At 50.8% G+C, this 14,263-nt stretch carries 10 protein-coding genes; 6 read left to right on the top strand and 4 right to left on the bottom strand.

Going from position 1 to position 14,263, the window contains the following annotated elements; all coding sequences use genetic code 11:
- Positions 1 to 8 precede the first annotated feature (8 nt).
- Both ssuC and ssuB read left to right on the top strand, forming a co-directional pair.
- Entirely contained in the window at positions 9 to 800 is a 792-nt protein-coding gene (gene ssuC, locus FEK47_RS07940) for an aliphatic sulfonate ABC transporter permease SsuC (protein ID WP_135486416.1), read from the top strand.
- Positions 797 to 1,564, top strand: coding sequence for an aliphatic sulfonates ABC transporter ATP-binding protein (gene ssuB, locus FEK47_RS07935; RefSeq protein WP_135486368.1), 768 nt, complete (start codon positions 797 to 799; stop codon positions 1,562 to 1,564). Before ssuC ends, ssuB begins: the two co-directional genes overlap by 4 nt.
- 305 nt (positions 1,565 to 1,869) lie before the next feature.
- On the opposite strand, the gene pepN is transcribed toward ssuB, so the two are convergent.
- Positions 1,870 to 4,482 carry an aminopeptidase N gene (gene pepN, locus FEK47_RS07930; RefSeq protein ID WP_135486369.1) on the bottom strand — a complete coding sequence of 871 codons (2,613 nt, stop codon included), beginning with the start codon at positions 4,480 to 4,482 and terminating at the stop codon, positions 1,870 to 1,872.
- Positions 4,483 to 4,747: 265 nt separating this feature from the next.
- On the opposite strand from pepN, the gene pncB reads away from it, so the two are divergent.
- The 4 genes from pncB (at position 4,748) to aspC (ending at position 10,567) form a co-directional block, all read left to right on the top strand.
- Positions 4,748 to 5,950, top strand: coding sequence for a nicotinate phosphoribosyltransferase (pncB, locus tag FEK47_RS07925; protein ID WP_135486370.1), 1,203 nt, complete (start codon positions 4,748 to 4,750; stop codon positions 5,948 to 5,950).
- Positions 5,951 to 6,118: 168 nt separating this feature from the next.
- On the top strand, positions 6,119 to 7,519 hold the full coding sequence (gene asnS / locus FEK47_RS07920) for an asparagine--tRNA ligase (protein WP_130215767.1): 1,401 nt from the start codon (positions 6,119 to 6,121) through the stop codon (positions 7,517 to 7,519).
- 603 nt (positions 7,520 to 8,122) lie between these two features.
- Positions 8,123 to 9,193 (top strand): porin OmpF, encoded by a 1,071-nt coding sequence (gene ompF, locus FEK47_RS07915; RefSeq protein ID WP_130205353.1) that lies wholly within the window; start codon positions 8,123 to 8,125, stop codon positions 9,191 to 9,193.
- Positions 9,194 to 9,376: 183 nt separating this feature from the next.
- Positions 9,377 to 10,567: an aspartate transaminase gene (gene aspC, locus FEK47_RS07910; protein WP_130205351.1), complete on the top strand. Its 1,191-nt coding sequence runs from the start codon at positions 9,377 to 9,379 to the stop codon at positions 10,565 to 10,567.
- 221 nt (positions 10,568 to 10,788) lie between these two features.
- Here the strand turns inward: aspC and gloC are convergent, their stop codons facing one another.
- From gloC to ldtD, 3 genes are all read right to left on the bottom strand, one after another.
- The gene (gene gloC / locus FEK47_RS07905) at positions 10,789 to 11,436 is read right to left on the bottom strand and encodes a hydroxyacylglutathione hydrolase GloC (protein WP_130205349.1); all 648 of its coding nucleotides are present in this window, start codon (positions 11,434 to 11,436) and stop codon (positions 10,789 to 10,791) included.
- A gap of 26 nt (positions 11,437 to 11,462) precedes the next feature.
- Positions 11,463 to 12,011, bottom strand: coding sequence for a YcbK family protein (locus tag FEK47_RS07900; protein WP_130205347.1), 549 nt, complete (start codon positions 12,009 to 12,011; stop codon positions 11,463 to 11,465).
- 180 nt (positions 12,012 to 12,191) lie between these two features.
- Positions 12,192 to 14,039: a L,D-transpeptidase gene (ldtD, locus tag FEK47_RS07895; RefSeq protein WP_135486371.1), complete on the bottom strand. Its 1,848-nt coding sequence runs from the start codon at positions 14,037 to 14,039 to the stop codon at positions 12,192 to 12,194.
- Positions 14,040 to 14,263: the final 224 nt, after the last annotated feature.

Below are 14,263 nucleotides of genomic sequence, written 5' to 3'. Positions count from 1 at the left end.
ACACGATGATGGCAACGCCAGTGAAGACGTGGTTATTGCGTGTTGCCCCCTGGTTTTTACCGGTGGGCATCGTGGCGGTGTGGCAACTGGCCTCCTCGGTTGGCTGGTTGTCGACGCGTATTTTGCCCTCACCGGAAGGGGTGGTGATGGCGTTCTGGACGCTCTCCGCCAGCGGCGAATTGTGGCAGCATCTGGCGATCAGTTCCTGGCGGGCGCTGATTGGCTTTTCAATTGGCGGATCGCTGGGCTTGATTCTGGGACTGATTAGCGGGCTGTCACGCTGGGGAGAACGGCTGCTGGATACCTCAATTCAGATGTTGCGCAACGTGCCACATCTGGCGCTGATCCCGCTGGTGATTTTGTGGTTTGGCATTGATGAATCCGCAAAAATCTTTCTGGTGGCGCTCGGTACGCTATTCCCCATTTATATCAACACCTGGCATGGCATCCGTAATATCGATCGCGGGTTGGTGGAAATGGCGCGTAGCTATGGATTATCCGGCATACCGCTGTTTATCCATGTGATCCTGCCTGGTGCCCTGCCCTCAATTATGGTCGGCGTGCGTTTTGCGTTGGGCCTGATGTGGCTGACGCTGATTGTTGCCGAAACCATTTCTGCCAATTCAGGCATTGGTTATCTGGCGATGAATGCGCGGGAGTTTTTGCAAACGGACGTGGTGGTAGTCGCCATTATTCTTTACGCCCTGCTCGGCAAACTTGCTGACGTCAGTGCGCAACTGTTAGAGCGGCTCTGGCTGCGCTGGAACCCGGCTTATCATTTGAAGGAGGCCACGGTATGAATACGGCTCGTCTGAACCAGGGCACACCATTGTTGCTCAATGCAGTAAGCAAACATTACGCGGAAAATATCGTCCTGAACCAACTGGATTTACATATTCCGGCAGGTCAGTTTGTGGCGGTGGTGGGCCGCAGCGGCGGCGGTAAAAGTACCCTGCTGCGACTACTGGCCGGGCTGGAAACGCCAACCGCAGGCGATGTGCTGGCAGGCACAACACCGCTGGCTGAGATTCAGGATGATACGCGAATGATGTTTCAGGATGCGCGTCTGCTGCCATGGAAATCGGTGATTGATAACGTTGGGTTAGGCCTTAAAGGTCAGTGGCGCGATGCCGCGCGTCGGGCGTTGGCTGCGGTAGGACTGGAGAATCGCGCCGGGGAATGGCCTGCCGCACTTTCAGGCGGGCAGAAACAGCGAGTGGCGCTGGCAAGAGCGTTGATCCATCGACCGGGTTTATTGTTGCTTGATGAACCACTCGGTGCGCTGGACGCTTTAACGCGACTGGAGATGCAGGATTTGATTGTGTCACTTTGGCAGGAGCACGGCTTTACCGTACTGTTGGTGACGCATGATGTGAGCGAAGCGGTGGCGATGGCTGACCGGGTGCTGTTAATTGAAGAAGGAAAAATTGGTCTGGATTTGACGGTGGATATCCCCCGTCCGCGCCGGTTAGGATCAGTGCGATTAGCGGAGCTGGAAGCGGAAGTGTTGCAGCGGGTGATGCATCGTGGGAATTCTGAACAACCGATTCGGCGTCAAGGTTAATATGCCGGATGCGGCGCGCAAAACCAGCAATTTCAACGGGCTTGCAGGCCTGATAAGACGCGTCAGCGTCGCATCAGGCAGTTGGACACGGTTGCCGGATGCGGCGTGAACGCCTTTTCCGGCCTACAAAACCAGCAATTTCAACGGGTTTGTAGGCCTGATAAGACGCGTCAAGCGTCGCATCAGGCAGTTGGACACGGTTGCCGGATGCGGCGTGAACGCCTTTTCCGGCCTACAAAACCAGCAATTTCAACGGACTTGCAGGCCTGATAAGACGCGTCAGCGTCGCATCAGGCATATTTGTATCAAGCCAGAGCTTTAGTTATCTTCTCGTACAGATCGCCAGAGAGATTTTCCAGCCCTTTCAACTGTTCCAGCGCCGCGCGCATTTTCTCCTGACGTTTGGCATCGTAACGTTTCAGGCGAATCAACGGCTCAATCAAGCGTGAAGCCACCTGCGGGTTACGGCTGTTGAGGTCGGTAAGCATTTCCACCAGGAACTGGTAACCGCTGCCATCTTCGGCATGGAACGCTGCCGGGTTGCTGCCCGCAAACGCGCCAATCAACGAACGAATACGGTTCGGGTTACTCATGGTAAATGAGCGATGCTGCAACAGGCCTCGCACCGTCTCCAGCACATTCGCCGCCGGGCTGGTAGCTTGCAGGATAAACCATTTATCCATCACCAGACCGTCCTGATGCCACTTATCGTCGTATTCCTGCATCAACTTGTCACGGCATGGCAACTGCGCAGCAACCGCCGCAGAGAGCGCCGCCAGCGCATCGGTCATATTGTTCGCTTCGTGGAACTGCTTACTCACCAGCACATCAGCCAGATGCGTTTCACCAAAAGCGAGGAAGCGCAGGCAGGCATTACGTAGCGTCCGTTTCGCAATATCTTCATGCTCAACGCGATACTCGCTCTGGTAATTCGCGTTATAGATTGCCAGCAGCTCATCCGCCAATTCAGTCGCCAGAGTACGGGTGAGTGCTTCGCGCACTTCGGCAATGGCAATCGGATCAATGATATCGAACAGTTCCGCCATTTCATTGACGGATGGCAGCGTGAGGATTTCTGCCGCCAGTGCCGGGTCAATCTTCTCATCGAGTAGCACCGCGCGGAAAGCATCAGCCACATGCACCGGCAGAGACAGCGGCTGTCCTTGCTGATGACGGGCGACGTTCAGCTTGATGTAGGTTGCCAGCAGGCTTTGCGCCGCATCCCAGCGGGAGAAATCATTACGCGCATGACGCATCAGGAAGGTCAGTTGCTGATCGCTCCACTTATATTCCAGTTTCACTGGCGCAGAGAATTCGCACAGCAGCGCAGGCACCGGCTGGAAGTAGACATTATCAAAGACAAAGGTCTGTTCGGCCTGAGTGACGTTCAGCACGGAATTGACCGGATGACCGCCTTTCTGCAACGGGATCACTTTGCCTTCGTTGTCATACAGTTCGATGGCAAACGGAATATGCAGCGGCTGTTTTTCTGCCTGATCCGGTGTGGCTGGCGTGCGCTGGCTGATGGTCAGGGTGTACTGCTCAGTTTCCGGATTGTAGTCGTCTTTGACGGTCACAACTGGTGTGCCGGACTGGCTGTACCAACGGCGGAAATGGGAGAGATCGACATTTGACGCATCTTCCATTGCCTGAACAAAGTCGTCACAGGTCGCTGCACTGCCATCATGGCGCTCGAAATAGAGCTGCATCCCTTTCTGGAAGTTTTCTTCGCCCAGCAGGGTGTGGATCATACGAATCACTTCCGCGCCCTTCTCGTAAACGGTCAGGGTGTAGAAGTTGTTCATCTCAATAACCATGTCCGGGCGGATTGGGTGCGCCATCGGGCTGGCATCTTCCGCAAACTGCAATCCGCGCATGGTGCGCACATTATTGATACGGTTTACCGCGCGGGAACCAAGGTCAGAGCTGAATTCCTGATCGCGGAAGACGGTTAAACCTTCTTTCAGGCTGAGCTGGAACCAGTCGCGGCAGGTCACACGGTTACCGGTCCAGTTATGGAAATATTCGTGACCAATAACGCGCTCAATATCAAGGTAATCTTTGTCGGTGGCGGTGTCGGTGCGGGCCAGCACATATTTGGAGTTAAAGATATTCAGACCTTTATTCTCCATTGCGCCCATATTGAAGAAATCGACCGCGACGATCATATAGATGTCGAGGTCATACTCCAGGCCGAAGCGTTCTTCATCCCACTTCATGGAGTTTTTCAGGGACGTCATCGCCCACGGCGCGCGATCAAGGTTGCCGCGATCGACATACAGCTCCAGCGCTACTTCGCGGCCAGAACGCGTGGTGAAGGTGTCGCGCAGTACATCAAAGTCGCCTGCCACCAGCGCAAACAGGTAGCACGGTTTCGGGAACGGGTCCTGCCACTGTACCCAATGACGTCCGTTTTCCAGTTCGCCTTGCGCAACGCGGTTACCGTTGGAAAGCAGGAATGGATATTTGGTTTTATCGGCAATAATTTTGGTGGTAAAACGCGCCAGCACGTCCGGGCGGTCAAGATAATACGTAATATGGCGGAAACCTTCGGCTTCACACTGGGTGCAAAGCGCATCGCCTGACTGATAAAGTCCTTCCAGCGCGGTATTCGCTGCCGGACTAATTTCATTAACAATCTTGAGCGTAAAACACTCCGGTAAATTACTGATGACCAGTGCACCCTCTTCTTCTTTCCAGGCGGTCCACGGCTCATCATTAATATGAATAGAAACCAGTTTAAGATCTTCGCCATCAAGACGAAGCGGTGCATCTGATGCACCGTGACGGACAGCCTGGCTGACTGCGGTAACTACCGTCTTTTGCGCGTCCAGGTCAAAGGTCAAGTCAATATCAGTAATCTGGTAATCCGGCGCACGATAATCGTGACGGTATTTGGCTTGTGGCTGTTGAGTCATAAATAACCTTTAGCATCTTTTATAGAGTCTGGTGTTCAGTCTATTCCTGTTGCGTAAATCTCGCTACGCAGAATCTTCATCTTTTCAGGTACAAACGCTTTTATTGCTACATTTGTATAACATACACAGCGCAACGCTATCGACCATAAAGGTGGCATATGGTGTGATCGGGGTTCAATAAATTGCGAAACAAGGTATACTCCAGCAGTTTCCTAAGATGTTTATTGTACTAAACGCTCCCGTAAGAGGACGCTACTGCGCACCTATGACACAATTCGCTTCTCCTGTTCTGCACTCGTTGCTGGATACAGATGCTTATAAGTTGCATATGCAGCAAGCCGTGTTTCATCACTACTATGATGTGCATGTCGCGGCGGAGTTTCGTTGCCGTGGTGACGATCTGCTGGGTATTTATGCCGATGCTATTCGTGAACAGGTTCAGGCGATGGAAAACTTGTGCCTGCGGGATGATGAATATCAGTGGCTCTCTGCCCTGCCTTTCTTTAAAGCCGACTATCTCGACTGGCTGCGTGAATTCCGCTTTAATCCGGAACAGGTCACTGTTAGCAACGATAACGGTAAGCTGGATATTCGTTTAAGCGGTCCGTGGCGTGAAGTCATCCTATGGGAAGTTCCTTTGCTGGCGGTCATTAGTGAACTGGTACATCGCTATCGCTCACCGCAGGCCGACGTTGCGCAAGCCCTCGACACACTGGAAAGCAAATTAGTCAACTTCTCGGCGTTAACCGCCGACCTTGATATGTCGCGCTTCCATCTGATGGATTTTGGCACTCGCCGCCGTTTTTCTCGCGAAGTACAAGAAACCATCGTTAAACGTCTGCAACAGGAAAAGTGGTTCGTTGGCACCAGTAATTACGATCTGGCGCGTCGACTTTCCCTCACGCCGATGGGAACCCAGGCACACGAATGGTTCCAGGCACATCAGCAAATCAGCCCGGACCTTGCCAACAGCCAGCGAGCTGCACTTGCTGCCTGGCTGGAAGAGTATCCCGATCAACTGGGGATTGCGTTAACCGACTGTATTACGATGGATGCATTCTTACGTGATTTCGGCCTGGAGTTTGCCAGCCGCTATCAGGGCTTGCGTCATGACTCTGGCGACCCGGTAGAATGGGGCGAAAAAGCGATTGCACATTATGAGAAACTGGGGATTGATCCGCAAAGCAAAATACTGGTTTTCTCCGACAATCTGGATTTACCTAAAGCGGTTGAGCTTTATCGCCACTTCTCTTCTCGCGTGCAATTAAGTTTTGGCATTGGCACACGCCTGACTTGTGATATTCCTCAGGTAAAACCCTTGAATATCGTGATTAAACTGGTGGAGTGTAACGGTAAACCGGTGGCGAAACTTTCTGACAGCCCTGGCAAAACTATCTGCCATGACAAAGCGTTTGTCCGCGCGCTACGTAAAGCATTCGACCTTCCGCACATTAAAAAAGCCAGTTAATATCATCAGGGAGCCATAACGGCTCCCTTTTTTGCCTTTTATTCCGAAATCTTTTGTCCCATCTGCGAATTCTGCTTGTCTGATTGCAGATGCCAGGTAACATAGGTATCCCCCCATTGACGGGTGGACAAGTGTTTATTTTTTCCGACTATTAACAGAGAGAATATTATGAGCGTTGTGCCTGTAGCCGACGTACTCCAGGGCCGCATAGCCGTTGACAGCGAAGTCACCGTGCGCGGATGGGTACGTACCCGCCGAGATTCAAAAGCTGGCATCTCCTTCCTCGCCGTTTATGACGGTTCCTGCTTTGATCCTGTACAGGCTGTCATCAATAATTCTCTGCCCAATTACAATGAAGACGTACTGCGTCTGACCACCGGTTGCTCGGTCATTGTGACGGGTAAAGTCGTGGCATCGCCGGGCCAGGGGCAACAATTTGAAATTCAGGCCAGCAACGTTGAAGTTGCCGGTTGGGTTGAAGATCCAGACACTTACCCGATGGCCGCAAAACGCCACAGCATCGAATATCTGCGTGAAGTCGCTCACCTGCGTCCGCGTACCAACCTGATTGGCGCAGTAGCGCGCGTTCGCCACACGCTGGCACAGGCGCTGCATCGCTTCTTTAACGAGCAGGGCTTCTTCTGGGTTTCTACGCCGCTGATTACCGCGTCCGATACCGAAGGCGCTGGCGAAATGTTCCGCGTTTCAACGCTGGATCTGGAAAACCTGCCGCGTAACGATCAGGGCAAAGTCGATTTCGATAAAGACTTCTTCGGTAAAGAGTCTTTCCTGACCGTATCTGGCCAGTTGAACGGCGAAACCTATGCCTGTGCGCTGTCGAAAATTTATACCTTCGGCCCGACCTTCCGTGCTGAAAACTCCAACACCAGCCGTCACCTGGCGGAATTCTGGATGCTGGAGCCAGAAGTCGCGTTTGCTAACCTGAACGATATCGCCGGTCTGGCTGAAGCCATGCTGAAATATGTCTTCAAAGCAGTTCTCGAAGAACGCGCTGACGACATGAAATTCTTCGCTGAACGCGTAGATAAAGATGCCGTTTCACGTCTGGAACGCTTCATTGAAGCAGACTTCGCCCAGGTTGATTACACCGACGCAGTGACCATTCTCGAAAACTGCGGCAGGAAGTTTGAAAACCCGGTTTACTGGGGTGTCGATCTCTCTTCCGAGCACGAGCGTTATCTGGCGGAAGAACACTTTAAAGCACCGGTAGTGGTTAAAAACTATCCGAAAGACATTAAAGCGTTCTATATGCGTCTTAACGAAGACGGTAAAACCGTTGCCGCAATGGACGTTCTGGCGCCGGGTATTGGTGAGATCATTGGTGGCTCGCAGCGTGAAGAGCGTCTGGACGTGCTGGACGAGCGCATGCTGGAGATGGGCCTGAACAAAGAAGATTACTGGTGGTATCGCGATCTGCGTCGCTACGGTACTGTTCCACATTCCGGTTTCGGTCTTGGCTTTGAACGCCTGATTGCCTACGTGACCGGCGTACAGAACGTGCGTGACGTGATTCCTTTCCCACGTACTCCGCGTAACGCCAGTTTCTAATTCACTTCCTGAAAGAGCCAGCGCACGCTGGCTCTTTTTTCATCCCCTTCTGTCAAGTTATCTGTTTGTTAAGTCAATCAATCTATTTGCAACCCCTCAAGGCCCCTCTTCCTGTTACGGAATATTTCTCTGAAATATTTGCGAACAAAAAATTAACCCACAGTCTTATTGCGGATTAGCAATTTCTTAGCTGATAGCACAATTTTTATACTTATTTTTGGCTTTCTGGACGCCTGAAAGCGTGATTCAGTGTGACTGCGGGGATAAATGATCAGAAAGAAAATTTTCGTTTAGTTAATTTAAATATAAGGAAATCATATAAATAGATAAAATCCACTGCAAATATCATTAAAGTCTAATGGAAATATGACGGCGTTCACAAAGTTCCTTAAATTTTACTATTGGTTACACATTTTTTCTTTTTGTAACTATATCTTTATCTTTGTAGCACTTTCACGGTGGCGAAACGTTAGTTTGAATGGAAAGATGCCTGCAGATACATAAAACACCAAACTCTCATCAATAGTTCCGTAAAGATTCATTGACAGAACTTATTGGCGGCAGTGGCAGGTGTTATAAAAAAAACCATGAGGGTAATAAATAATGATGAAGCGCAATATTCTGGCAGTGATTGTCCCTGCTCTGTTAGTAGCAGGTACTGCAAACGCTGCAGAAATCTATAACAAAGATGGCAACAAAGTAGATCTGTACGGTAAAGCTGTCGGTCTGCATTATTTTTCCAAGGATAACGGTGAAAACAGTTACGGTGGCAATGGTGACATGACCTATGCCCGTCTTGGTTTTAAAGGGGAAACTCAAATCAATTCCGATCTGACCGGTTACGGTCAGTGGGAATACAACTTCCAGGGTAACAACTCTGAAGGTGCTGACGCTCAAACTGGCAACAAAACCCGTCTGGCATTCGCTGGTCTGAAATACGCTGACGTAGGTTCTTTCGATTACGGTCGTAATTACGGTGTTGTTTATGACGCACTGGGCTACACCGATATGCTGCCAGAGTTCGGTGGTGATACCGCATACAGCGATGACTTCTTCGTTGGTCGTGTTGGCGGCGTTGCAACTTACCGTAACTCCAACTTCTTTGGTCTGGTTGACGGCCTGAACTTCGCTGTTCAGTACCTCGGTAAAAACGAGCGTGACACTGCACGTCGTTCCAACGGCGACGGTGTTGGCGGTTCCATCAGCTACGAATTCGAAGGCTTTGGTATCGTTGGTGCTTATGGTGCAGCTGACCGCACCGACCTGCAAGAAGCTCAGCCTCTCGGCCAGGGTAAAAAAGCTGAACAGTGGGCAACTGGCCTGAAGTATGATGCAAATAACATCTACCTGGCAGCAAACTACGGTGAAACCCGTAACGCTACCCCGATCACTGGTGGCTTTGCCAACAAAACGCAAGACGTTCTGTTAGTTGCGCAATACCAGTTTGACTTTGGTCTGCGTCCGTCCATCGCTTACACCAAATCTAAAGCGAAAGACGTAGAAGGCATCGGTGATGTTGATCTGGTGAACTACGTTGAAGTGGGCGCAACCTACTACTTCAACAAAAACATGTCCACCTATGTTGACTACATCATCAACCAGATCGATTCTGACAACAAACTGGGCGTAGGTTCTGATGATACCGTTGCTGTAGGTATCGTTTACCAGTTCTAATAGCAGACCTCTTTGTTAAATGCCGAAAAAACAGGACTTTGGTCCTGTTTTTTTATGCCTTCCAGAGCAATCTCACGTCTTGAAAAAACAGCCTGCGTTTTCATCAGTAATAGTTGGAATTTTGTAAATCTCCCGTTACCCTGATAGCGGACTTCCCTTCTGTAACCATAATGGAACCTCGTCATGTTTGAGAACATTACCGCCGCTCCTGCCGACCCGATTCTGGGCCTGGCCGATCTGTTTCGTGCCGATGAACGTCCCGGCAAAATTAACCTCGGGATTGGTGTCTATAAAGATGAGACGGGCAAAACCCCGGTATTGACCAGCGTTAAAAAGGCTGAACAGTATCTGCTCGAAAATGAAACCACCAAAAACTACCTCGGCATTGACGGTATTCCTGAATTTGGTCGTTGTACTCAGGAACTGCTGTTTGGTAAAGGTAGCGCCTTAATCAATGACAAACGCGCACGTACAGCCCAGACCCCAGGTGGTACCGGTGCATTACGTGTAGCTGCCGATTTCCTGGCAAAAAATACCAGCGTTAAGCGTGTGTGGGTGAGCAACCCAAGCTGGCCAAACCATAAGAGCGTATTTAACTCTGCGGGTCTGGAAGTTCGTGAATACGCTTATTACGATGCGGAAAATCACACTCTGGACTTCGACGCTTTAGTTAACAGTCTGAACGAAGCTCAGGCTGGTGACGTTGTCCTGTTCCACGGCTGCTGCCATAACCCTACCGGCATCGATCCTACACTGGAGCAATGGCAAACACTGGCGCAGCTTTCTGTTGAGAAAGGCTGGCTGCCGCTATTTGACTTCGCTTACCAGGGTTTCGCCCGTGGTCTGGAAGAGGATGCTGAAGGTCTGCGCGCTTTCGCGGCTCTGCATAAAGAGCTGATCGTCGCCAGTTCCTACTCTAAGAACTTTGGCCTGTACAACGAGCGTGTTGGCGCTTGTACTCTGGTTGCCGCAGACAGTGAAACTGTCGATCGTGCATTCAGCCAGATGAAAGCAGTAATTCGCGCAAACTATTCTAACCCACCGGCTCACGGGGCTTCGGTTGTTGCTACGATCCTGAGCAACGAGGCTTTGCGTGCGATCTGGGAACAAGAGCTGACCGATATGCGCCAGCGCATTCAGCGTATGCGTCAGTTATTTGTTAATACACTGCAGGAGAAAGGCGCAAACCGCGACTTTAGCTTTATCATCAAACAGAATGGTATGTTCTCTTTCAGTGGCCTGACAAAAGAACAGGTACTGCGTCTGCGTGAAGAGTTTGGCGTGTATGCTGTTGCTTCTGGTCGCGTAAACGTGGCCGGAATGACGCCAGATAACATGGCGCCGCTGTGCGAAGCGATTGTGGCTGTGCTGTAAGCGTTAAAACCAATGCAGCCCGCTGAAAGCGGGCTGAGACTGATGACAAACGCAACATTGCCTGATGAGCTACGCTTATCAGACCTATGCGTCCCCTGCAATATTTTGAATTTGCACGATTTTGTAAGCTGGATAAGGTGCTCGCGCCGCATCCGGCATAAACAAAGCGCACTTTGCCAGAAATCCAGGCCCGCATTAAAAGCGGGCTTTTTTATGTGCTTTTACCAGACGGGCATTTCGTCTTGCAGGAAGGGATTATGCAGGCGCTCATAACCAAGAGTGGATAATGGTCCGTGACCCGGAATAAATGTCACGTCATCCCCCAATGGCAGCAATTTATCTTTGATTGAAGAAATCAGTTGATTGTGATCGCCTCGTGGGAAGTCACTGCGCCCTACTCCGCCTTTGAAAAGGACGTCGCCAGAAATCAACAGTTTTGCCTGATTATCAAAGAAAACCACATGGCCTGGCGTATGCCCTGGGCAATGTAACACCTGTAAAGTCACATTCCCTATGCTGATAGTGTCGCCTTCATTCAGCCAGCGATCTGGCGTTAATGGCTGACACTCTTCCAGGCCAAACATGCGACTCTGCGCAGGCAAGCCTTGCAGCCAGAACTCATCTTCTTTTTCCGGGCCAAGCACTGGCACGCCGTAGTGTTGTGCCAGTTCCGCCGCTGCGCCAACGTGGTCCAGATGACCATGCGTCAGCAGGATCTGCATTAGCGTCAGACCGCTGGCGTCAACTTCCTGTTTGATTTTTTCCGCATCGCCGCCCGGATCAACCAGTGCGGCCAGGCGAGTTTGCTCACACCAGATCAATGAACAGTTCTGGGAAAATGCGGTGACCGGAATAATACGATAGTTCATACTGCCCCTGTTTCGTTAAGCGATTGTTACCAGTGCCGCGCTGGCCCGGTATCAATATGCACAAAGTTACTGCGTGGGTAATATCCTACACCACCTGCGCGCATAGATAACGCAGCTTTGCGTATATTGCTTAACGCAATACCTTCAATATGGAAGTCCATCGCCTGCCCTTTAGTGTGATAGCTTTTCTTTGCTACTCCACGGCTGTGGGCGCGTAATTCATTATTGGTGTCAATAGAACGGTAGCCAGAAATGAGCTGTACTGGCTTGCGAGTGCCTAACAACCCTTGCAGGCGATATAACTGGTCGAATAATCCTGGGTCGATGGACCTTATTTTGTTCGCGCGGAAATCGCGGAAAAAATGGTTTAGTTTTGCCAATTCTTCCTGAATATAGCCTCTGCCATCGAAAAACTCCGCCTTAATTGACTCTCCGGTATGGAGATTGTTAAGTGTCAAAATGCGCGGACGTGGGGTAGAGAGTGTCGCAAATGAAGGCGTCGGCAGGATGGCGGCACCAAGTGCAACACCACCAAGCGCCAGTAGTTTGCGGCGATTAGCGTCGAATTTGTCCATGATAATCAAGTCTACAGGTCAATGTTATCGTTTATATGCACTTCTGGCGCACAAGAGGCACCTTAACCGCCCATAAAGCTGACGTCAAGATGACTCACCCCCAGCAGCGACGGGGGCTACAGAGAATAGCCCCCGAACATGCCAATTATTACGACAACAGATTTTCCCGAACTACTTCATTTATCTGATTAATTGTTCCGCTTTTGAGACAATTTGCGAGCTGGATCGTGCAGGCAGATCATAATTGTAAATATCTGTACGATATTGGGTACGACCATCTGCACCAACAAAGGCGGTCAGATAGTAAAGATTAACCGGTATCGATTGACGAATATTAACGTAACGGGTATCACCCCGCTTCAGAGCATCGGAGATACGCTTGTCATTCCAGCCAGCATCCTGCAGCAGCATATTTGCCAGATCCGACGCCTTATTCACCCGCACACAGCCAGAACTCAACGCGCGTGTTTCACGTTTGAAAAGATTGTGATTCGGCGTGTCATGCAAATAGATAGCGTCTGAACTCGGCATATTAAATTTATACCGTCCTAGCGAATTTCGCGGACCAGGAGCTTGCTGGAAGCGGAACGGCAAATTCGATGCGGTGATCGTCGACCAGTCAATCTGCCACGGGTCAAGCGCATCTTTGCTGTTCCAGCCGCGCATCACCGTATAGCCATGACTTTCCAGATAACCAGGATCGTTACGCACCTTTGGCAGAATATCTTTGCGTGCCAGCGTCGGTGGTACGTTCCACGGCGGGTTTACCACCACATTGTTTAAGGCACTGCTCATCATCGGCGTTTTGCGATCGGGACGACCGACAATGACCCGTGAATCCAGCACTTGATTGCCGTTCTGATAATAGACCAGCGAATAGGCCGGAATGTTAACCATAATGCCAGTAGAAAGCTCGGATGGCAGCAAGCGCAATCGCTGGATATTGAGCGCCAGCACGCCTGCTCGCTGTGCAGGCGTGACGTTTAACCAGTCTCGCGTTGCCGGGCCAATAGAGCCATCTGCCCCTAAGCCTTGCCATGCCTGAAAACGTTTCACGGCTTCCACCAACTCATTATCATAAGCAGCTCGGACGGCTGGCGCAGGTTTACTGCGAGCTGTAGTTTGCTTATCCATCGGCTTAGTTTCGGCTGTTTCGATTGCAGCGGCAGACGGACTAACTACCGCGCCTGTCGATGTTTCATCGCCCGGCAGTGCTATTTTCGGCCCACCTTCGAGCATACCTGTACGCTGCAAAATCTCGCGCAGCGCCGGGACGTCGTTACTCCATTGACCAGGGCGTAGCGTTGCTTTACCGGTCAGTTGCGGCCACGGTTTGGAATCACTCAATAAGGTCAGCAAAGATTCATGCATTGCTGAATATTGCGGATGCTGTGGTGCCAACCCTGTGACAAAAGTGGTCAGTTGTCCGTTATCCAGCGCCACCTGCCAATGGTTAATGACCGAGAGCGGCGGTGTTGAGAGCGCATAAGGTTTACTGCTGTACAGCCAGCGGGTACCTTTGACCGGAATGTTTGCGACGAAATGGAGATACCCCATCATTGCATCCGATAGCACCACATCGCGCGCCATACCGTTAACGCCAGGGTCAGTCAGTAACTCCACCCATTTGTTAAACTGCGGTTGAAAACCGGCAATCGCCACTTCCGCCAACTGCTGCTGGAAAGCTTTAACTGCATCACGATTTTCCCACATCGGCTGCATATCGCGTGCTGCATACAAGAGTTGAAGCTGGTTAAGATAAACCGGCTTATAACCTGCAGGTAATTGTGATTCAATTTGCGTGCGGGCCTTTTCTGCCGCACCTTCAGGTAGCGGTTGGATCCCCGCCATTATTGCCGTGGCTTGCGCCTGCGGCAGTACATCTCCCTGTTCACTTACAGCCACCGGGCTGTCACCAGGGATAACCTCAGGCTCATCAGCCTGCACACTGAACAGTGGAGCGAATGTTACGGCCAGGCACAAACTGATTGCCGAAAGCCGACGACCACACATCATGTTAAGCAACATCCCTTGCCCCCTGTTTTTATCATACTCTGAATAGCCAGGCTGTTTTATCTTAACTGCCTTTACAACGCCAATACTCATGAAAGTATGACGAGCAAGCCTGTTACTTATCAGGCTTACCTTCAGTATATAAACGTCGGTACGTTTTTACACAACCTAATGTAAAGAAGTTTAAAGAAAAGCGCGCCATAATGCGGCATTTTTTTAGTGCAGAAACGGAGTTTTTT

This window comes from Escherichia sp. E3659 (genome assembly GCF_005781135.1).
Classification (GTDB): domain Bacteria; phylum Pseudomonadota; class Gammaproteobacteria; order Enterobacterales; family Enterobacteriaceae; genus Escherichia.
Note: the sequence above shows the minus strand (reverse complement) of the source record. Positions and strands in the feature narration are given on the sequence as shown.